General features: G+C 44.6%; 20 protein-coding genes. 10 read left to right on the top strand and 10 right to left on the bottom strand.

The window, feature by feature from the left end:
- Nucleotides 1–127: 127 nt before the first annotated feature.
- Both H9L11_RS19760 and H9L11_RS19755 read right to left on the bottom strand, forming a co-directional pair.
- Entirely contained in the window at nt 128–373 is a 246-nt protein-coding gene (locus H9L11_RS19760) for a hypothetical protein (RefSeq protein ID WP_170890046.1), read from the bottom strand.
- A 40-nt stretch (nt 374–413) separates the two neighbouring features.
- Nucleotides 414–629 (bottom strand): DUF3820 family protein, encoded by a 216-nt coding sequence (locus tag H9L11_RS19755; protein ID WP_005375557.1) that lies wholly within the window; start codon nt 627–629, stop codon nt 414–416.
- 143 nt (nt 630–772) lie between these two features.
- Between H9L11_RS19755 and H9L11_RS19750 the strand changes: the two genes are divergently transcribed.
- Nucleotides 773–1,081 carry a cysteine-rich CWC family protein gene (locus tag H9L11_RS19750; RefSeq protein WP_170890045.1) on the top strand — a complete coding sequence of 103 codons (309 nt, stop codon included), beginning with the start codon at nt 773–775 and terminating at the stop codon, nt 1,079–1,081.
- 38 nt (nt 1,082–1,119) lie between these two features.
- Here H9L11_RS19750 and H9L11_RS19745 read toward each other — a convergent pair whose 3' ends face one another.
- The gene (locus H9L11_RS19745; protein WP_170890044.1) at nt 1,120–1,464 is read right to left on the bottom strand and encodes a HopJ type III effector protein; all 345 of its coding nucleotides are present in this window, start codon (nt 1,462–1,464) and stop codon (nt 1,120–1,122) included.
- A 199-nt stretch (nt 1,465–1,663) separates the two neighbouring features.
- Between H9L11_RS19745 and H9L11_RS19740 the strand changes: the two genes are divergently transcribed.
- A complete protein-coding gene (locus H9L11_RS19740; RefSeq protein WP_170890043.1) occupies nt 1,664–3,433 on the top strand; it encodes a choice-of-anchor I family protein in 1,770 nt (589 codons plus the stop codon).
- Nucleotides 3,434–3,503: 70 nt separating this feature from the next.
- Here H9L11_RS19740 and H9L11_RS19735 read toward each other — a convergent pair whose 3' ends face one another.
- Together H9L11_RS19735 and phhA are read right to left on the bottom strand one after the other, a co-directional pair.
- Nucleotides 3,504–3,842 carry a 4a-hydroxytetrahydrobiopterin dehydratase gene (locus tag H9L11_RS19735; protein ID WP_053303750.1) on the bottom strand — a complete coding sequence of 113 codons (339 nt, stop codon included), beginning with the start codon at nt 3,840–3,842 and terminating at the stop codon, nt 3,504–3,506.
- Nucleotides 3,832–4,626 carry a phenylalanine 4-monooxygenase gene (gene phhA / locus H9L11_RS19730; RefSeq protein WP_205391114.1) on the bottom strand — a complete coding sequence of 265 codons (795 nt, stop codon included), beginning with the start codon at nt 4,624–4,626 and terminating at the stop codon, nt 3,832–3,834. The genes H9L11_RS19735 and phhA overlap by 11 nt, the downstream gene beginning before the upstream one ends.
- A 222-nt stretch (nt 4,627–4,848) precedes the next feature.
- Between phhA and H9L11_RS19725 the strand changes: the two genes are divergently transcribed.
- Nucleotides 4,849–6,822 (top strand): acetoacetate--CoA ligase, encoded by a 1,974-nt coding sequence (locus H9L11_RS19725; protein ID WP_047101579.1) that lies wholly within the window; start codon nt 4,849–4,851, stop codon nt 6,820–6,822.
- A gap of 148 nt (nt 6,823–6,970) precedes the next feature.
- On the opposite strand, the gene H9L11_RS19720 is transcribed toward H9L11_RS19725, so the two are convergent.
- Entirely contained in the window at nt 6,971–7,546 is a 576-nt protein-coding gene (locus H9L11_RS19720; protein WP_017821100.1) for a class I SAM-dependent methyltransferase, read from the bottom strand.
- 171 nt (nt 7,547–7,717) lie between these two features.
- Between H9L11_RS19720 and H9L11_RS19715 the strand changes: the two genes are divergently transcribed.
- Both H9L11_RS19715 and H9L11_RS19710 read left to right on the top strand, forming a co-directional pair.
- Complete coding sequence (locus H9L11_RS19715; protein ID WP_005375568.1) at nt 7,718–8,596, top strand: LysR family transcriptional regulator; 879 nt, start codon at nt 7,718–7,720, stop codon at nt 8,594–8,596.
- A gap of 176 nt (nt 8,597–8,772) precedes the next feature.
- On the top strand, nt 8,773–9,666 hold the full coding sequence (locus H9L11_RS19710) for a cation diffusion facilitator family transporter (protein ID WP_053303754.1): 894 nt from the start codon (nt 8,773–8,775) through the stop codon (nt 9,664–9,666).
- Between the two features lie 151 nt (nt 9,667–9,817).
- Here the strand turns inward: H9L11_RS19710 and yddG are convergent, their stop codons facing one another.
- Nucleotides 9,818–10,720, bottom strand: coding sequence for an aromatic amino acid DMT transporter YddG (yddG, locus tag H9L11_RS19705; protein WP_005389394.1), 903 nt, complete (start codon nt 10,718–10,720; stop codon nt 9,818–9,820).
- Between the two features lie 120 nt (nt 10,721–10,840).
- On the opposite strand from yddG, the gene H9L11_RS19700 reads away from it, so the two are divergent.
- The 5 genes from H9L11_RS19700 (at nt 10,841) to H9L11_RS19680 (ending at nt 15,118) form a co-directional block, all read left to right on the top strand.
- Complete coding sequence (locus tag H9L11_RS19700; protein WP_205391113.1) at nt 10,841–10,990, top strand: hypothetical protein; 150 nt, start codon at nt 10,841–10,843, stop codon at nt 10,988–10,990.
- Between the two features lie 12 nt (nt 10,991–11,002).
- Nucleotides 11,003–11,653 (top strand): isoprenoid biosynthesis glyoxalase ElbB, encoded by a 651-nt coding sequence (gene elbB, locus H9L11_RS19695; protein WP_205391112.1) that lies wholly within the window; start codon nt 11,003–11,005, stop codon nt 11,651–11,653.
- A gap of 333 nt (nt 11,654–11,986) precedes the next feature.
- Nucleotides 11,987–13,135, top strand: a complete 1,149-nt coding sequence (yiaY, locus tag H9L11_RS19690) for an L-threonine dehydrogenase (protein ID WP_205391111.1) — start codon at nt 11,987–11,989, stop codon at nt 13,133–13,135.
- A 149-nt stretch (nt 13,136–13,284) separates the two neighbouring features.
- Nucleotides 13,285–14,361 (top strand): PQQ-dependent sugar dehydrogenase, encoded by a 1,077-nt coding sequence (locus H9L11_RS19685; protein WP_033906836.1) that lies wholly within the window; start codon nt 13,285–13,287, stop codon nt 14,359–14,361.
- 142 nt (nt 14,362–14,503) lie between these two features.
- Complete coding sequence (locus tag H9L11_RS19680; RefSeq protein WP_021707668.1) at nt 14,504–15,118, top strand: HAD family hydrolase; 615 nt, start codon at nt 14,504–14,506, stop codon at nt 15,116–15,118.
- A gap of 108 nt (nt 15,119–15,226) precedes the next feature.
- Here H9L11_RS19680 and H9L11_RS19675 read toward each other — a convergent pair whose 3' ends face one another.
- The 3 genes from H9L11_RS19675 to H9L11_RS19665 all read right to left on the bottom strand — a co-directional run bounded on the left by H9L11_RS19675 (nt 15,227) and on the right by H9L11_RS19665 (nt 18,482).
- Complete coding sequence (locus H9L11_RS19675) at nt 15,227–15,706, bottom strand: Dps family protein (RefSeq protein WP_033906834.1); 480 nt, start codon at nt 15,704–15,706, stop codon at nt 15,227–15,229.
- A gap of 300 nt (nt 15,707–16,006) precedes the next feature.
- Nucleotides 16,007–18,007, bottom strand: coding sequence for a methyl-accepting chemotaxis protein (locus tag H9L11_RS19670; protein WP_033906833.1), 2,001 nt, complete (start codon nt 18,005–18,007; stop codon nt 16,007–16,009).
- 121 nt (nt 18,008–18,128) lie between these two features.
- Nucleotides 18,129–18,482, bottom strand: coding sequence for a hypothetical protein (locus H9L11_RS19665; RefSeq protein WP_033906832.1), 354 nt, complete (start codon nt 18,480–18,482; stop codon nt 18,129–18,131).
- Nucleotides 18,483–18,673: the final 191 nt, after the last annotated feature.

Here is an 18,673-nt window from a genome sequence, read left to right as displayed (position 1 = left end):
TTATCCACTTCGAAATTGATTTCAGCTCATTTGGGGACAAAAAAGAGTCAGCCTAACGGTCTGGCTCTTTTGAATGAAAAAATAGTCTGGTGGAAGAACTTGTAAGGCTGTGGCAGGTTACACTCACTTACTCCTTAGGCAGGTGACCAGTTTCCTTCGCAAGCTTTTGCATCGCCTCGGCAAACGTTGTTGTCCCGCCTTTAGCTTTAACCTGTATTACCTTATATCCCAACTTTTCCAACGCTTGGCGCTCTGCCAAAACAGCTTTGTCATCTCGCTGGCTACCTTGAGCTGGCTGATGAATGTAACATCCCTCTAGTTTACCATCTTCGACCAATTGGTGGTGTTTCAGCGCATCGATATCAAAATTCATAATAAGTCTTTTCATTAAGAGTGGGAGTTTCTGTGGCTAGTTACATACGCTTCAAAGGCTTCACGACACTATCTAAGCCTTCAATTTTGAGCGCTAAACATAGCTTGAGCAAATCCCCTAGCTCGCCGCTTGGCCAGCCCTTTTTATCAAACCACAGTAAGTATTCTTCAGGCAGGTCGATCAACACTCGCCCTGCATATTTCCCAAATGGCATTTGCATTCTAGCGAGTTTAATGAGGTTTTCTTTTTCTAACATAAGTGACAGAGAGTTAAGGTAACTCGTCCAAGGGTAACACTGGTTCTCCCTCCTCACCAGCAAATCGCAGTCACGTTTATTTTGGCGGCCTTGACTCGCTTTATGCTAGAGTACGCGGCATAAAAAATGAGAACGAGAAAGCAATGAAGTCACCTTGTCGAGCAGCATGTAAAAATAACGCCGGAATATGCTCTGGTTGTCACCGAACGATGGATGAAATCATCCAATGGAAAGACAAAACCGATCTCCAACGAGATGCGATTATCGAACAAATCGCAGGAGAAGATTCAACGCACAGTTGTCCTGAGTGCGGGACTCAAGCCCATTGTGATATCTCCGCAGGCAAAGAGACATGCTGGTGCTTTACTATTGAAACCCGTGATTTACCCAAGCCAAGCGCCAACCAACTGTGTTTGTGCCGAAAATGTCTAGAAAAAAAGCCAGTCGCGTAATACGACTGGCTTACTGATCATCGTTTTCTGACTGGTGTTTATTTAGCGGTTAAAGCGGACGCTTCAAACTTAATGCCTTCCCACCCTGTCACCATAAAATTACGAATATTCTGGTGATCGCTGTTCTCTGGATGCTGCAATACATCTTCACGATAAAAACGGCCAAAGCAGGCTAGCGTCGCTTCTTTGTCGAGGTTGTTTAGCAAACCGAAAGCGAAGATCTTACACGAACCGTTGTTCTCGCCTGCATTGTTTTGTGTCTCACCATTTCCAAAAGCGGTTGGCTCAAACGTATAGTTATCTTCGATCACCGCCATCGTTGCTTCAAATTCGACCTGCTCTGGTGACGCTGCCAATAAATCTAAAAACGATTTTAATTCCATTATTCCTCTATCCCTACTTCATCATATTGATGACACATTAGTTTCATAAAAAGCCAATATAAGAGTCATCAATCATACATATATTCAGAGCCTTACCAAATCACACGTCATTCAGCGCTCTATCATTCCAGTTGCGGAAATGGACAGCAGCATAAAACCCATGCTGATTGACAACCTATCGGATTGATAAGGAGATATCATGATCACCCCTTTAAAGGCAATCGGTGCACTCGCATTGTCATCACTTGCCATCGCGTGTTCATCACAACCCGAAGATACCGTGGCTTCATTCGCTACACAATGCAAACCTACCACTGCGCCCGTTGCTGGGGAAACTTCAATTCAAGGGTTAACGTTTATCGGGACATCCGTTGCTGATGCTCCATTCGACACATCGGCAGCCGAAATCGTCAGTTATGACGCCTGTACAGATAAGCTCTATGTGGTGAATGCTCAAGCAAAACGTATCGATGTAATGTCTATGGATGACAACGGCGTACCAACGCAAAGCGCATTCATTGATCTCAACAGCGCTGGCGAAGCAGCGGGCATTGAAATTGGCGCAGCAAACAGTGTCGCTGTATTCAATGGTTTGGTAGCTGTTGCGATTGAAAACAGTAATAAACAAGCGAATGGTATTGTTGGCTTGTACCGCTCCGACGATTTGTCATTAGTCATGACGTTTCCAACAGGCGCATTGCCGGACATGGTTGGCTTCTCGAAAGATGGCCGATACATCGCAACCGCTAATGAAGGAGAACCAAACAGCGATTACAGCATTGACCCTGAAGGTAGTATCACTTTGATCGATCTGAGCCTTGGTGTGACTCAAGCAGAAGTGTCACAAATTGGCTTTAACGAATTTGATGATTCACGAAAAGCAGAGCTTCCAAAGAATGTGCGTATTTCGGGGGCAAACGCCACCATCGCACAAGATCTAGAGCCGGAATACCTCACTTTTGCAGATAACGGCAAAATCTATGTCGCGCTACAAGAAAATAACGCCATGGCAATCGTCAATCCAGAGAGCAAATCAGTAGAGCGAATTGTTGGCTTGGGTGAGAAGTCTTGGTCGGGCGCTAAACTCGATGCATCCAACAAAGACAAAATCATTGGGAACTTGAAAAGCTACCCACAACTGGTTGGCTTATTTATGCCTGACACTATCGACAGCTACTCAGTGAATGGGAGTACTTACATCGTATCGGCAAATGAAGGCGACGGGCGTGAGTACGGATTCAAAACCACTCAAGAACTGTGCGACAAAGCTGGCTTTATGTGGGATGAAGACGATTACCTCGGTACAGATGAATATACATCTGAGCAAGGAACCTGTTTAAGCCATATTGATGAAGTGCGCGGTAAGAAGCTGAAAGTGGCAGCAGAACACCCATTGGCAGAGGCACTAAAAGACAACAAACAACTCGCGCGTTTAAAAGTGATTAAGCCGGAACAAACGCTTTCTGCACAAGAGAATGTTCAATCATTTGGCGCGCGTTCATTTTCGATTTGGGATGAAAACGGCAAGTTGGTCTTCGATAGTGGTGACGATTTCGCGACTATCGCGCTGCTGAATGAAGGCAAGAACTTCAACAGCACCAACGATAACAATAATAGTGGCGATGACCGAAGTGATGATAAAGGTATTGAGCCAGAGGCGATTGAAGTAGCACAAATTAACGGTCGTCATTACGCGTTTATCGGCTTGGAGCGTCAAGGCGGTATCATGATTTATGACATCACAGACCCGAAACAAGCGCAGTTTATGCATTACGTAAGCCGCCGTGATTACAATCAGCCAGTATGTACAGAAGTCGAAGATGGCGAATGCATGAATGACACATACAATCCAAAAGCAGGCGATTTAGGTCCAGAGTCCATTAATTACTTTACCCGTAACGGTGGTCATTTTATCGTCGTTGGCAATGAGGTATCGGGCACGACATCCGTCTTCCGAATCAATCTATAAAGTAATGTAAAAGTCATTTAGAACCAAAACGCCCGACATAAGCCGGGCGTTTTTTGTATGAGGTAATGTCCTACTCTGCCGATGCTAGCGAGTCACACTTTGATGCGCAGATAAAATCGTTTTTATGCAGACCTTTGATAGAGTGACTCCACCACGTTACGGTAACCTTACCCCATTCCAACAAAATAGAGGGATGGTGGAACTCATCTTCTGCCAGTTCCGCGATTTTGTTACTGAAAGCCCATGCTTGTTTGAAGTTCTTAAATTTATACACCTTTTCTAGTTGAGGTATGTCTTCTCTTTCAATGATCTGCCAATCAGACAATTGCAGCAGCAGAGATTGTTGTTCTTCTTTGCTTAGTGCAATGGCATCGATACTACAAGCTTCGCATTTTTGTTCATTCAACATGAGCAGGTTCCTTTGGTTCAAAAAGTGGAGGAAGCAGTCCAGCTTCAATCGCTAGATCGGCTTGTTTCAATAAATTTAACTGACTGATTTTAAAAAGCTGAGAAAAGTCATCAATCACGTAGTACTTCGGTTGCATGATGTCGATACGATAAGGCGTTCTCAGCACTGTTTGTAATTCAAATGGGTCGCGAATTGCTACATCACTCTCTAATGCGTAGAGGGTTTCGCCAGGAGATGAAAGAATACCACCACCGTAAATTTTGGTTTTGTCCCCTTCTTTCACCAAGCCAAACTCTACGGTAAACCAGTAGAGGCGAGCGAGATAGGCTCTTTGTTTTGGGGTAGCGGCTTGCCCTAGTTGACCATAATGCTCGGTAAATGCAGCAAAGTCTGGGTTGGTTAACATCGCGCAATGACCAAATATTTCGTGGAAGAAATCTGGCTCCTGTAAGTAATCGAACTCATCTCTTGTACGCAAGAATGTGGCGACTGGAAAGCACTTATTACCGAGTAGATTAAAAAATCGGTCGAAATCAATAAGCGCGGGAACGGGCTCCACTTGCCAACCTGTTGTCTCCATCAGGACACGATTAATTTCTGGCAATTGAGGAACGCGGTCTTGAGGTAAATCAAGCAGCGTTAAACCGTGTAAATAAGCCTTACAAGCTCTGTTTTGGATCACACCCATTTGTCGTGTTACCAAATCTCGCCAAATGGCGTCTTCTTCACGGCTCCATTCAACCCTGCCTTCCTGGTTTACGGGTTTAGAACGATACTGGGTCATGGCTCATCTCCATTAACAAATCCTTTACATTAAGCCTATCTGTAGTCTTAAGAGCTTCCAATCCCTGCGCGATTTTCTCAGCATCATCCCGATGTAACATATTGTTTACAACTCATCGTAACTGCATGATTTTTATGACACGATATAATATCTGGCTTGTTTGACTTTATCGTGTATTCCTCTCAAACTAAAACCTGTTATCACTTTGTTATAGAGGGACCTATGCGCGAGAGCAGCAAAGTATGGCAACCGAGCGAAAGTCGTATCGAAGAAGCCAACATTACACAGTTTATTGAACACATTAATCGACAAGGAAATACCCTTGAAAGCTTCGCTGATCTGCATCAATGGTCACTCGATCATGTAGAAAAATTTTGGCAGGAAGTTTGGCTATTCTGCGACGTCATTGGCACTCAGGGAGAGACCATAAAAGAGCGAGCAGAAAGTCGCTGGCAGCAACCTGTTGAAAATAGGGATATAAAATGGTTCCCAAACGCGCAAATTAACTACGCCGAAAATTTGCTAACCTACGCGTGTCACCAACCCGATGATCTCGCGATTTGGTTTGAAAATGAACGTGAAGAAAAACAGACCTACACCTGGAAACAATTGTGCGAAGAAGTTTCGAGTGTGCAGCAATGGTTGAAAGAATGTGGAATTAAGCAAGGTGATGTCGTCGCTGGTTATTTACCTCACCTACCTCAAACGGTAATAGCTATGCTAGCAACCACCAGTTTAGGGGCGACCTGGACTTCCACCTCACCTGATTTTGGCGTCGAAAGCGTTTTGGAGCGCTTTGGTCAAGTGAAACCCAAAATCCTGTTTACTTGTGATGGCTATACATTCAATGGCAAAACTTTCGATATGTCTAAGAAAAACCAGCATATTGCGGATCATCTTGATGGTCTTAAACAAGTTTGCCAAATTAGCTACCTTAAACCACACATTTTTGAATGCGATGTCTGCACCCAAGATTGGCAAAATGTCCTGAATCAATACACCCCCGAAGCGCTGACTTTTACTCGTGTGAATTTTAACGATCCGCTATTTGTGCTCTATTCTTCAGGCACAACAGGCAAACCGAAATGCATCGTTCATTCCGTCGGCGGAACGGTGCTTAATCACTTGAAAGAGCATCAACTGCATTGCGATATCCAACCGAACGACCGAGTGTTTTATTACACGACCTGCGGTTGGATGATGTGGAACTGGCACGTTTCTTCACTCGCGAGCGGTGCATGTTTGGTGATTTTTGATGGTAGCCCTGTTTACCCCACTCATAATGTGCTCTGGGACCTCGCAGAACGAGCCGAAGTGACGCTGTTTGGAACCTCAGCAAAATACCTAGAGGCGCTGGAAAAAGCACCTTTTTCTCCGCAGAAAAGTGATGCATTTCCAAGTCTGAAAACCATTTGCTCAACGGGCTCTGTTCTGTATCCAGAACAGTTTGATTATGTCTATCAGCGCATTAAAGAAGATGTACACCTCGCCTCGATTTCTGGCGGAACAGACATTTGTGGCTGCTTTGTATTGGGCAACCCTATTTCTCCCGTTTATCGGGGAGAGTGCCAATCAGCAGGGTTAGGGGTCGATGTCCGAGTCTTTAACCCACAAGGTAATAGCGTAATGGGAGCGCGCGGTGAGTTGGTTTGTGCCAATTCATTACCCAACTTCCCTGCTGGCTTTTGGAACGACACCGGTGAGAGATATCATCGTGCTTATTGGGATAAATTCGACAATATTTGGCACCACGGCGATGATGTTGAACAGACCCGCGTTGGGGGATACGTATTTTATGGTCGAAGTGATACCACGTTGAATCCTGGTGGCGTAAGAATCGGCACGGCCGAAATCTATCAGCAAGTGAACTGTATAGACGGTATTCTAGATTCGATCGCAGTAGGAAAAGAAGTCGATCGCAACGAACAAATATGGCTGTTTGTCCAATTAGTCAAAGGGGTAGAGCTCAATGACGAGATGATCGCTTCCATCAAAGCACAGCTAAAGTCTGCATGTTCTCCAAGGCATGTACCTAGTGCAATTTACGCAATAAGCGATATACCTAAGACACGCTCAGGAAAGCTGGTCGAGTTAGCCGTTAAGCAAATCGTTAACAACCGAAGCGTCGAAAATTTAGGCGCAATAGCCAACCCTGAAGTGCTGGAGGAGATACGCAGGATAGTCGTCTCAAAATAACCTCCGAAGACTTAGTTGTTCGAGTATGTCCTTGCCTGCACCACGACGCTCGTTTAGAGCAAGTGAAGTTACATATACCCTCAGCAGATAAGAAAAAAGCGAGCTTGTTAGCTCGCTTTTGTCATTTTTTGTTCTTTATTCAGCGGTATTAGCGACGACCAAGCCCCATTAATACCGACATTGTTTTACCATCAGATGTAATGTCAAAAACGTGTTGCGATTCAACTTCAGTAAAGCCTGCTTCTTTCAGTGCACGCTCAGACTTCGCAAGGGTAAAACCGTCTTGTTCACATTCTGCAATCCAATCAAAATGAACAAAATAGCCGCCGTGGTTAAGTAGAGAATGCGAGATCGTTAATGACGCGTCTAAGTCTTCCACAAACGCTAAAACTGATGATGCAACCACCAAGTCGAACTGTCCACGAAACGCCGGATGCTGAGCGACCAAGCCGCGAGATAATGCATCTACCACAGGTTCTACGTTGACGAGCTCTTTTTTATCGAGTTCCTCAATCATGGCTTCCGATGCGTCTAATGCTACGATGTCTTTAACCATCGGTGACAATCGTTGACTTAACTGCCCTGTTCCGCATCCAAAATCTAGTACTTTAATGCCATCAAGCTGAGTTAGCTGTTGTAACTGCTCAAACACCGACTGCGCAAATTGCTCTGTTGCTGGATTTGATTCCCAGTTTTTTGCTAAGCCGTCCCAATCTTGTGCCATCGTGGCCTCCATGTTCACTTTTTGTAACCCACATAGATTACCGCAAAACCGCTAAAAGACCATAGACTTATCTGGCGGATTCGCGTTTTTTTCGATAATCTTTCATGGCTTTGGGAGCGCATCTGCATAATACCCAAATTATTTGAATTCATTTATTGGTTGTGTCAAATCATGAACTTAACTCAAGTAGAAGCCTTCTGCACCATCGCTGAGTGTGGTTCTGTTTCTGAAGCGGCAAGGCAACTCGACTGCAATCGTACCAAACTCAGTATGTCGATTAAGGCATTAGAGAAAGATCTCGACGTTGAATTGTTTAACCGAACTGGCAACCAGCTCACCCTCTCTGAAGCTGGGAAAGCCATTTACAAAGATTGCGAACACCTACTTATCATCGCACAACGGGTCAGAAAGACCTGCGCTCAAATCTCGGAAGGGTTTAACGCGGAAGTTTGGGTAGCACGTGACGACTCCTTACCTGATGATCTCTGGCAAGAATTATCTCATACATTGAATAACCGCTTTCCTTCAACAACCTTCAACTTAATCTTGGCATCCAGTGGCGACTTAGCCAACTTGGTCAGTACCCACCAAGTAGATTTTGCTTTCGGCGTTGATTATGAGCGAGTAGACGATCCTCGTATCGTATATAACCCATTAGGCAAGATACGTATGATGTCAGTATGCAGTGTAGAACACCGCCTAAGTAAGATGCGCCGTGTCTCAGACGAAGATCTACGTAGTCAGATGCAAGCACTAATGGTGTACCTAAATGAGAAAGACAACCCTGAACTGCAACCTTTCTCGACTCGATATATTGGTTTTTCGAGTTTTGACTACATGCTGAACACCATCTTAGAAGAAGACGCTTGGGGCGTGCTTCCAGAACCATTAATCCGCCATTACCTTCGTCAGCAGAAGCTCGCCGTTATCAAACACACATACGGATTGACGCAAGAAGACTACTGTATGTTTTCACCTAACGGCCATACTGAGCATCCAGCAATGACGTGGTTAGCAGATAAATTGAGCGAGTATTTATTTGACTTCTAAACATTTTATCAGTGAGCGTCAATTTTACTGACACCAAAAAATCACAGTAAGCCATTGTTTTATAGGAATATAAATAAAAACGCAATTTTTTAGATTAGTTACTGGTCACTTTGTGGTTGCCTAAATTACCTTATGAGCGAAGAATAGTAAGGTATTAAAATTCAAAGGCATCTTTTATGTGTGACAGGACAAGCAAAAACGAAAACCGTATTCTAACCATTTCAGCCCTTTTGGCATCTGGGTTCGCTGCTGGTGGTATGGTACTTGGCTTGCTTGTAGGATCAATTGTCATCGTGTTTGACGGTGTTTACTCTTTGGTCAGCTTACTGTTAACTTTATTGTCACTGGCCGCTTCTTACTATATTAACAAGCCTTCAAAATCTGTATTCCCATTTGGAAAAGCGGTCTTAGAACCAATCGTTATTGCGATAAAAGCAGCCGTCATTTTAGTGGTTGTAAGCTTCTCTCTCTACTCTGCGATATCAGCATTGATGTCTGGAGGTCGCGAGGTCGATGCTTCTATTGCGACCTTATTCGGCATCGTGAATGTTATCGGTTGTGGTTACGCTTGGTGGTTTATGGCGAAACGCAGCCGCCGCTTCTCATCAGGCTTGATTGAAGCGGAGAAAAAACAGTGGCAAATGGATACTTTGTTGAGTGTGGCGGTGACCGTAGGATTTATCTCGGCTTGGGCTGTTTCACTAACGCCATTCTCTGAGTATGCGGTATATGCCGACCCCATGATGATGGTTTTAATGGGCTTTTACTTCCTCAAAGTACCGTTCGATATGCTAGTAGGTGCCTTACGTGAACTACTAATGATGGCACCAAGCAAAGAGCTGTGTCAGAGCGTTGGCAAAGATGTTCTTGAGATTGAAAAAGTAACTGAGCATCAATTGAAACTGGCTGGCGTAACGAAGGTGGGCCAAGAGCTACGAGTAAATGTGGACGTACATATTGATGACGACACATTGGAGCTTGATACACTAGAGCACACTCGTAAGCAGCTTATCAAGCGACTGTCGAAGCACAGATTCAAGCTTCAACTACACTTGAACGTCGCTTATTAGAGTGCCACCAAAGAGCCGTTAAAACTCAATAAAAAGCTCCCAATCTCGGGAGCTTTTTTAATTTTTTCGATTTAGTTTCTTCGTATTCGAATACAGCTCGCAAGGGAGATCTGTTCGTTGCTCACTTAAATTCTCTGATCTCGTTGGTAACTTACCCAGCCGCTTCGCGCTTCTCTTTGGTGACTAACCAACACATCAGCGAGCCCACCGTTACCATCACAACGCCCTGCCAAAAGCTATGGCTCAGAGTTACGCCAAGAATAATGGAAGAAAATAAAGCGGAAAAAATGGGTGTGAAGTAAGACAAGGTGGCGAGAAAAACCATATTGCCGCCAACGATCGCGATATTCCATAAACCATAACCACCAGCCATTAAAGCCGCAGAGGCCACTAAGTACCCCATCGCTTCCCAACTGAATGTCATTGGTGGCTCATCCGTAAACGCGTATTTGACCCAAAGCGAAACAGCTGTTGCAATAAAAAACAGGGTAATCGCATTATGTTTAGATTGCTGCCTTTGGGTTAAGTTGCAATAAAAAGCCCATATAACCGCGCCAGCGAAAGCCATAAAATACACCAGAGGGTTACTACTAACATTGGACATGATCTGAGTTATGGATAAGCCATTCTCACCGCTCACAGTCCAAGCAACCCCAACAAACGCCAGCGTAACTGCGGGATAAAGCAACCAGTTTGTTTTTTTATTGCTGCCAAGGACCGCAAATAAAACCGTCAGTGCGGGCCAAAGGTAATTGACAATCGACACCTCAATTGCCTGCGCGCGCGAGTTGGAATATCCCAAAGATAGAGCGAGAAATATTTCATAACAGACGAACATCGCACCACCAAGCGCAAGATACTTGGGAGAAAAGTAAGACAACTTTGGAATACCGACCACGATAAGAAGGAAAACAGAGCTAAGAGAGTACAACATGGCTGCCCCGCCTACAGGACCTAAACTCTCCGTAACCAACCTCGCGATGCCAAGCAGACAACTCCAAGAGAGAATCGCGATACAACCATAAAGTGTGAAACGAAATTGCACTGATTTCATGTGACCTACCACTCACGAATGCCAAAGGAAACGTCAGCTTAACTCAAAAATGATCAGGTTCAACGTACTGTTTTATAAAAATCAGTATAAAAATCATTCTATTAAGCCGTTGGAGTCGATATGAAACATTTTCTGCCCTCTAGTGTTATGCTTACACCCTTTGTTGTGCGCTACTATGATGAAGATGACAACGAGAGTGAAAACGTTAAAACACATTCGGAAACGCATGGTCTAGATAGCAAAGAGCAATCTAAGGAACGTTCAGAGTAAAGGAATCCAAACATGAAAAAAGTCGCAGTCATTTTAAGTGGTTCAGGCGTTTACGACGGTTCTGAGATCCACGAAGCAGTGTTGGCGCTCTACGCCATCGAGAAAGCAGGGGCAACTTGGCACTGCTTTGCACCTAACATTGACCAACTCCACGTCATCAATCACCTAACTGGTGACGAAATGGATGAAACACGTAACGTATTGATCGAATCAGCTCGTATTGCACGCGGAAATATTGACGATGTCGCCAAACTTAACGTTGATGAATACGATGCCCTACTGCTTCCAGGTGGGTTTGGTGCCGCGAAAAACTTAACCGACTTCGCTGTTTCGGGTGCGGAGTGCTCCATTAACACACACGTAGCTCAAGCTTGTCGCGCGTTTGCTAATGCGAAAAAACCAGCTGGCTATCTGTGTATTTCTCCTGTCATTATTCCGATGATTTATGAGCAAGGCGTGAAAGGAACGGTAGGCAACGATGAGGCAGTCTCAATAGCATTTAATCAAATGGGCGGTGAACACACCACGTGCTCTGTCGAAGACATCGTTTTTGATGAAAAACACCTCGTACTTTCAACCCCTGCTTACATGTTGGCAGAAAATATCTCTCAAGCGGCTTCAGGTATCGAAAAGTTAGTATCAAAGCTGATTAAAATAGCTTAATTATTAGTAGTTATCTTATAAAACACTTCTCTATCCCCATTGATAATTAAGTTATTAATGGGGATTTTTTATACTTTAGTCGAATTTAGAGATATATCCGCGTCAGAAGTCAATTTCTGCCAATCGTTTGCGTCCATAGTTTCATATTTGTTCTACTTTATATCAGTGTTGCACTTATACGCAGTGCAACAAGATCACTGTCACAGTTTTTCTCTTGCAAGTACCTCTAAGTAGGTAAACTTGCTTCAGATCAACTTCAATCTGGAAACGAATGTGCGACAGTAAATGGCAAATTAAGAAAGATTATTAAAAATAACGACGGAGCTATCCAATATGACAAGTGCATTTTTTATCCCTACGGTAAACCTAATGGGCGCTGGTTGTTTGAAAGACGCAGCAGACAGCATCCAATCTCAAGGCTTTAAAAAAGGTTTGATCGTTACGGATAAGATCCTTAACCAAATCGGTGTAGTCAAACAAGTTCAAGACCTTCTCACTGAGCGCGATGTAGCAACCGTTGTGTTTGATGGCACTCAACCAAATCCAACTATCAGCAACGTTAACGACGGCTTAGCACTTCTTACTGATAACGAATGTGACTTCGTTATCTCTCTAGGCGGCGGTTCACCACACGACTGTGCGAAAGGTATCGCGCTTGTTGCTTCTAACGGCGGCAAAATCGCAGATTACGAAGGCGTAGACCAATCTGCAAAACCAATGATGCCACTTATCGCGATCAACACGACGGCGGGTACTGCATCTGAAATGACGCGTTTCTGCATCATCACTGACGAAGAGCGTCACATTAAGATGGCTATCGTTGATAAGCACACAACACCGCTTATCTCGGTAAACGATCCAGAGCTAATGCTCGCTAAACCTGCTTCGCTAACTGCGGCAACAGGTATGGATGCCCTAACTCACGCGATTGAAGCTTACGTATCTATCGCGGCAACACCAATCACTGATGCAGTAGCAATCAAAGCGATTGAGCTTATCCAAGCTTACCTACGCACAGCAGTGAAAAACGGTGAAGATCTAGAAGCTCGTGAACAAATGGCATACGCACAGTTCATGGCGGGTATGGCGTTCAACAACGCTTCTCTAGGTTACGTACACGCAATGGCACACCAGCTAGGTGGTTTCTACGACCTTCCACACGGTGTTTGTAACGCGATTCTTCTACCTCACGTACAGCGTTACAACGCGCAAGTATGTCCTGAGCGTCTACGTGACGTAGCAAAAGCAATGGGCGTAAACGTAGAAGGCATGTCTGCTGAAGAAGGTGCAGCGGCAGCAATCGACGCTATCGTTACTCTAGCGAAAGATGTGGGTATCCCAGCAGGTATTAAAAAGCTTGGTGCGAAACTAGAAGACATCCCAACACTAGCAGACAACGCACTGAAAGACGCTTGTGGTTTCACTAACCCTAAACAAGCAACTCACGAAGAAATTTCTAAGATCTTCGAAGAAGCGATGTAATCTCGCTAACTAAACAATTCTCTAGCCTTAATTCAATCCCCGATCTCGTATCGGGGATTTTTTACATTCATATACAAGTGAATCTCTGCCAAACATAGTCTTTTAGTGTTAGCTTTTAAGTATTAATACGATTCATATTGGAAGGAACCATGAGAACGATTGCTGCTACCCTACTCGCTTGTTTATCCTGTTCTGCCAACACTGCCGAATACCGCGCCAACGAAGTGGCGAGTGGATTTCAGATCCCTTGGGGGATCGAGTTCTTAGATAATCAACGCGTTATCGTCAATCAAAAGAACGGTACGGTTTCGTTGCTGGATATCACCACAGGCAAACCTCAAAAGCTGTTTAACGTTCCCGATGTGAACACCAGTGGACAAGCCGGCTTATTGGATGTTGCGCTCGCACCGAATGCCGATAAGCAAAACCCGCAACTCTTCTTTACCTACAGCAAGCGTACGAGCAAAGGCAATACGGTGGCGTTAGCGACGGCGCAATTGCAAAACAATCAGCTTGTAGGTTGGAAAGATCTCTTTGTTGCTGATGCCTTCACCGATACAGGTCGCCACTACGGCAGTCGAATTTCATTTGTAGACGATAAAGTTTACTTCTCAATCGGTGACCGTGGCGAACGTGATAATGGACAAGACACTCAAACCCATGCTGGCAGTATTCTACGCCTTAACCTTGATGGTTCGGTTCCGCAAGACAACCCATTCAAACCTTCCGAAGCTCGTCATGAGATATGGAGTTACGGGCACCGTAACCCACAAGGTATGTTTTACGACGAAGCAACAAAACAGCTGTGGTCGATTGAACATGGACCACGGGGTGGCGATGAAATTAATCTAATCAAGAAAGGCGCGAACTACGGCTGGGCAAAAGTCTCTCATGGTAAAGAGTATTGGGGTCCGTTGGACGTCGGGGAAGCTAAGTCGTTACCGGGAATGGAAGATCCAAAACTGGTATACATCCCTTCTATCGCACCAAGTAACATGATTTTGTACCGTGGCGATAAGTACCCTGAATTGGACGGAAAAATCCTCGCCGGTGCATTGAAACTGGCGCACATCAACGTAGCTTCTATTGAGAATGGCAAGCTCACCGAATCAAAAAGATTGATGGAGAATCTTGGTGAGCGAGTAAGAGATATAACCATCAGCCCCGATGGTTATATCTACTTTTCTACCGACAGCGGCAAAATCTTTCGTCTTGAGGAAAGGTAATCAAACACTAAAATCGTTAAGACTATTTAATTTGTGACGTACTAGTGATTTATTTTCGTACAATCCAAGCAGAAGAATCTAAACTTAACAATAACCTTTTGTTTTTTAAAACGATAGTTCGGTTAAGTTGTACGAGGTCATTATGATTCCATTCCCTTTACAGCTCGATAAAATTAAAGCCGTGGTGTTTGATTTAGACAACACCTTGGTGAGTTCTGATATGAACTTCGGCGAATTGCGACAACAGCTTGGCTGTCCGCAGAGTGAAGATCTATTGGATTTTGTCGACGCACTTGAGCACCCTCATCATCGAGAGCACGCTCATAACGTGATATTTGATTACGAGATTTCTGATGCTGAGCAGTCTGCTCCAATGATTGGCTGCCATGAATTACTCGCCCACTTGCATCAAAATGAAATCAAAACCGCTATCGTGACGCGCAACTGCCAAATCGCCACGCAGCGCAAACTAGAGCACAACCAAATCTCAGTGGAACGAGTCATCACTCGTGAATGCTTCCCGCCCAAGCCAGACCCATTGTCTTTGCAGGTGTTGGCGAAAGAGTGGCGTTTGATGCCTAATGAAGTGCTTTATGTCGGCGATTACCTTTACGACTTGCAGGCAGCGTATAACGCGCAGATGCCCTCTTGCCTTGTTCATCACGGTAATCAAGAAACCTTCAATGATTCAGCCTCATTGGCGCTTAATGAACTCAGTGATTTATTGAGCCGTTTTGAATCCTTACCACGCAAATAAAGCACACATATAAAATACGCAAACAAAAAAAGGGGCACCAACGTGCCCCTTATGACTTATTCCCGATTGTTTCATGCGTTCCCAAGGATTGCTTGGGTGATGCGCTGCTTAGCCTTGTAGGTAAGCGTTAAGCATCCACATTAATTTTTCTTGCTCACGGATGTAGTCACCCATCAATGCCGCTGTACCTTCGTCATCTGCTTCACCCGCGTTTTGTAGAATCTCACGCTGTTTTAGAAGTAGAACGCTAAAGCCTTGAACCAGACCTTGTACACACTCCTCACCAGAAGTCGCGTTTTGATGTTCTTTAATTTCACTTGCTTCCAAGTAGTTGCTGAATGAGTGCGCTGGCGTATGACCCAAAGTTAGAATACGCTCTGCAAGCTCATCGATTTTTGTTTGTAGATCAGTGTAAATCTCTTCAAATTTTACGTGCAGTTCGAAGAATTGCGCACCTTTAATGTTCCAGTGGTAACCGCGAGAGTTCATGTACAACACTTGGTAATGCGCTAGCAGTTGATTTAACTGTTGAGCTAGTTGTGCTGATTGTTCGCTGTCTAGACCAATTAGGCTTACTTGTTTGTTCATAATGTTGCTCCTAGAAGGATGATACCAATCGTAGTAACGAACTATTCTCTTACCGGGATTGGTATAAAGTTTAAAAATTCTTTTGCAGTATTTGCTGCCGATGGAGTCATATTACGACTCTGACTCGGTGAAGAAAATTTGGTTTTAGCTATGATTTAAATAGCCAAATCCAATGAGCAAGCAGACGAATATCGGCGTATCATCCAACAAAAAGCCCCAATCCTTTTTGTGTAAAAAGAATTGGGGCTTTTTTACTATTTGGTTAACGTTCAAAAGTAGATGAACAGACGTAAACCTTATCTATGCCGTTTTGAAAGTTGCCATCTGTTGATTCAGCTCAGTAACTTGCTCTTTTACTTGCAATGATGTCTCTGATGCACGTTGGCTGTTATTCGAAACCTCATCCACTGATTGAGTTATATCGGACATCAATCCAGTGATCGAGTTGGTCGCATGAGATTGCTGCTCTGCCGCTGCCGCAAGCTCTGCCATTTGTTCATTCAAAGAACCAATTTGTTCAGTAGTGACGAGCAAACGAGTTACCGCTTTTTCAATGTGCTCAGCGCCCTGCTCCGCAAGTGATTGGCTGTGTTCAATCTCCTCAACCACCGAATTGGTCGAGCGTTGAATCGCGTTGATAATGCCGTTGATTTCTGTCGTCGATTGAGTAGTGCGAGTCGCTAACATACGTACTTCATCCGCCACAACTGCAAAGCCTCGTCCTTGGTCGCCCGCACGCGCTGCTTCTATCGCGGCATTCAATGCCAGTAAGTTAGTTTGTTCTGCTAAGCCTTCAATCACCTCTGTAACTCGACCAATGGCTTCGCTCTCTTTGCTTAACTGCGTCACTTGCGTGCTCGCGGTTTCAATGCTGCCATGTAAGCTTTCCATGGTGACTTTGTTTTGCTCTAGTGCATCGCGACCTTGTTCAATCTCGCCTTTTGAATCAGAAAGCTTCTGTACTGATTGATTGGCTTGATCTAGGGTGTTACGCGCGGCTAAAGCGATTTCATCCAATTGGCTTCCCATTTCAACAATGCTGGTCTGTTGCTGTTCAACATTCAATGAAGTGACTTGCGCCGATTCCAATAAAGCTCCCATGCTGGTATCCACTTGGTGCGCTTTCTCACTCACCCCTGCCACGATGCTCGCTAACGATTGGTTCATGCGGTTAATCGAATCGGTAAGGTCTGCCAATTCATCTTTCCCAACAACAGTTAACGGAGGCTGAGAAACATCTCCTGAAGCGATCGTCTTGGCTCGCTCCGATAAGTTTTTCACTCGGCGACCAATGGTGTTGCCCATGTATTTTGAAATCGCTACTGCGGCAAACAAAACTAATGCTGCTGCAATCAACATAGTGGTCAGTACGTTCTTGATCGACTGATTAATACCCTGTCCACTTTGATCAGCACGACTTTGCTGAGCCAATACGATCGTTTCTAAACTTTGGTCTAGTGCATCCGCTGCTGGCAACAGTTCATTCGCCATTAACAAGTTTGATTCGTTCCATTCTGGCGATTGACGCAATGCAATCACCTGCTCTGCTAAAGGAAAGTACAGTTGCTGCATTTCTTTAAACAGTGACCACAGTGATTGGTCGTTATCGGTAAGTCTGTCGAGTTTGCTATCGATTTCCGCCACAGATTGATTGTGGTATTTAATCAAGTCGTGGTATTTGTCTAGATGATCTTGCTGCCCGTATAACAGGAAATCTCGCAGTGCAGACAGTGCATTGGCGAGCGAGGTATAGCTGTCGGCATAAACTTTGAACAGACGTTTTCTGTCTCCACCGAATGGGTTTCCTGACTCTTCGTTGATTAAGCTTTGAAGCTGGTCAAGTGCCACTTCTGCAATGGGTGCCGCTTCGTTAATAAAGAGGTTGTGTGCGGGTAAGTTCTCATCACTGTGGCTAAGTTCAATCAGCTTGTTTAGAGAAACTTTTACCGCGTCCCACTGGCTTTGGATCGCTTGAAAATCCTGTTCAGAGATCAACGCCTGCAACGTTGGAAGCGACTCGTCTGTAGATGCCATGATATTACGCACGTCCTCACTCAGACGTGCGCTCGCCTCTTCATCGCCACCTAGCAACATGTAGGCTCGAATCGAGGACAGCGACGCTTGAACGGACTGTTGGATGCCGCGACTGGTGTCGACGGTCGGTAAATCGGATTTAAGTAACGAAGAGGCGTATTGCTCTACGGTAGTGACGTTGCGATACGTGAATACCGCTGATGCCATAAAAAGTACGGCTAGCAGCACAAAACTGAGCTGCAACTTCCCTGATATCGTAAGGTTCATCCATAAACTCCTGACAACGATGAGCCTTAAATATAACGATGTTTACAAAAATGTTAAATACAGGTGTCAAAAGTTACTAAGAAAACCATGTAAACCACTATTTTAAGCCTATAAATAGGGCTTATTCGAAGTATGGTATGCGCTCACTACGTAAAATCAGATAATTAACGTAAGTCGTTTCTAAGCAGTCTTGCTCCCACAACGAAAGAATCCGCTTAGTGGCGAAGTAGTAATCTTTATTACGCAGTAACACGCCCACCGTGCGGCTGAGCTGCTCAAAGCGCTGTTGCTCATTAGCAGAGATGTCATTGTCCTCATTTTCAATGATGGGCGCCAATCCATCGGCAAACCAATTGTTCAGAATTTCACGCATCTCAAGTTCTGACTCCGGTACATCGATACTCGACAACTCGCGATGCTGTGGTGGTGGCACTATGTACTTCGATGCTTTTGGCGAACTGACATAACGGTACATGTCGCTCCTCCTTGTAAATGACTCTTATACCCAAGTGACTTCAAGATGCAGGATTCAGAGCGTTGTCATTGATTCGGGGTCAAGGAAAACAACGCAGCGTAATAGTCAGCTCTTTCCAAGTTGTTTGACACAGAAACCGAGTCAATGACACGCTCCCGAAGGGCGAGCTGTCTTGGTTTGTATACTTTGTT

Origin of the sequence: Vibrio sp. sp1, from assembly GCF_016920955.1 — a bacterium.
Lineage (GTDB): Bacteria > Pseudomonadota > Gammaproteobacteria > Enterobacterales > Vibrionaceae > Vibrio > Vibrio alginolyticus.
The sequence above is the reverse complement of the archived record's forward strand: the minus strand, read 5'-3'. Positions and strand labels throughout refer to the sequence as shown.

What these genes read in the sequence shown, in the direction of transcription:
- H9L11_RS19760 (WP_170890046.1), bottom strand. Translation starts at nt 373, where the DNA reads ATGAATTTTGATATCGATGCGCTGAAACACCACCAATTGGTCGAAGAT.
- H9L11_RS19755 (WP_005375557.1), bottom strand. Translation starts at nt 629, where the DNA reads ATGTTAGAAAAAGAAAACCTCATTAAACTCGCTAGAATGCAAATGCCA.
- H9L11_RS19750 (WP_170890045.1), top strand. Translation starts at nt 773, where the DNA reads ATGAAGTCACCTTGTCGAGCAGCATGTAAAAATAACGCCGGAATATGC.
- H9L11_RS19745 (WP_170890044.1), bottom strand. Translation starts at nt 1,464, where the DNA reads ATGGAATTAAAATCGTTTTTAGATTTATTGGCAGCGTCACCAGAGCAG.
- H9L11_RS19740 (WP_170890043.1), top strand. Translation starts at nt 1,664, where the DNA reads ATGATCACCCCTTTAAAGGCAATCGGTGCACTCGCATTGTCATCACTT.
- H9L11_RS19735 (WP_053303750.1), bottom strand. Translation starts at nt 3,842, where the DNA reads ATGTTGAATGAACAAAAATGCGAAGCTTGTAGTATCGATGCCATTGCA.
- phhA (WP_205391114.1), bottom strand. Translation starts at nt 4,626, where the DNA reads ATGACCCAGTATCGTTCTAAACCCGTAAACCAGGAAGGCAGGGTTGAA.
- H9L11_RS19725 (WP_047101579.1), top strand. Translation starts at nt 4,849, where the DNA reads ATGCGCGAGAGCAGCAAAGTATGGCAACCGAGCGAAAGTCGTATCGAA.
- H9L11_RS19720 (WP_017821100.1), bottom strand. Translation starts at nt 7,546, where the DNA reads ATGGCACAAGATTGGGACGGCTTAGCAAAAAACTGGGAATCAAATCCA.
- H9L11_RS19715 (WP_005375568.1), top strand. Translation starts at nt 7,718, where the DNA reads ATGAACTTAACTCAAGTAGAAGCCTTCTGCACCATCGCTGAGTGTGGT.
- H9L11_RS19710 (WP_053303754.1), top strand. Translation starts at nt 8,773, where the DNA reads ATGTGTGACAGGACAAGCAAAAACGAAAACCGTATTCTAACCATTTCA.
- yddG (WP_005389394.1), bottom strand. Translation starts at nt 10,720, where the DNA reads ATGAAATCAGTGCAATTTCGTTTCACACTTTATGGTTGTATCGCGATT.
- H9L11_RS19700 (WP_205391113.1), top strand. Translation starts at nt 10,841, where the DNA reads ATGAAACATTTTCTGCCCTCTAGTGTTATGCTTACACCCTTTGTTGTG.
- elbB (WP_205391112.1), top strand. Translation starts at nt 11,003, where the DNA reads ATGAAAAAAGTCGCAGTCATTTTAAGTGGTTCAGGCGTTTACGACGGT.
- yiaY (WP_205391111.1), top strand. Translation starts at nt 11,987, where the DNA reads ATGACAAGTGCATTTTTTATCCCTACGGTAAACCTAATGGGCGCTGGT.
- H9L11_RS19685 (WP_033906836.1), top strand. Translation starts at nt 13,285, where the DNA reads ATGAGAACGATTGCTGCTACCCTACTCGCTTGTTTATCCTGTTCTGCC.
- H9L11_RS19680 (WP_021707668.1), top strand. Translation starts at nt 14,504, where the DNA reads ATGATTCCATTCCCTTTACAGCTCGATAAAATTAAAGCCGTGGTGTTT.
- H9L11_RS19675 (WP_033906834.1), bottom strand. Translation starts at nt 15,706, where the DNA reads ATGAACAAACAAGTAAGCCTAATTGGTCTAGACAGCGAACAATCAGCA.
- H9L11_RS19670 (WP_033906833.1), bottom strand. Translation starts at nt 18,007, where the DNA reads ATGAACCTTACGATATCAGGGAAGTTGCAGCTCAGTTTTGTGCTGCTA.
- H9L11_RS19665 (WP_033906832.1), bottom strand. Translation starts at nt 18,482, where the DNA reads ATGTACCGTTATGTCAGTTCGCCAAAAGCATCGAAGTACATAGTGCCA.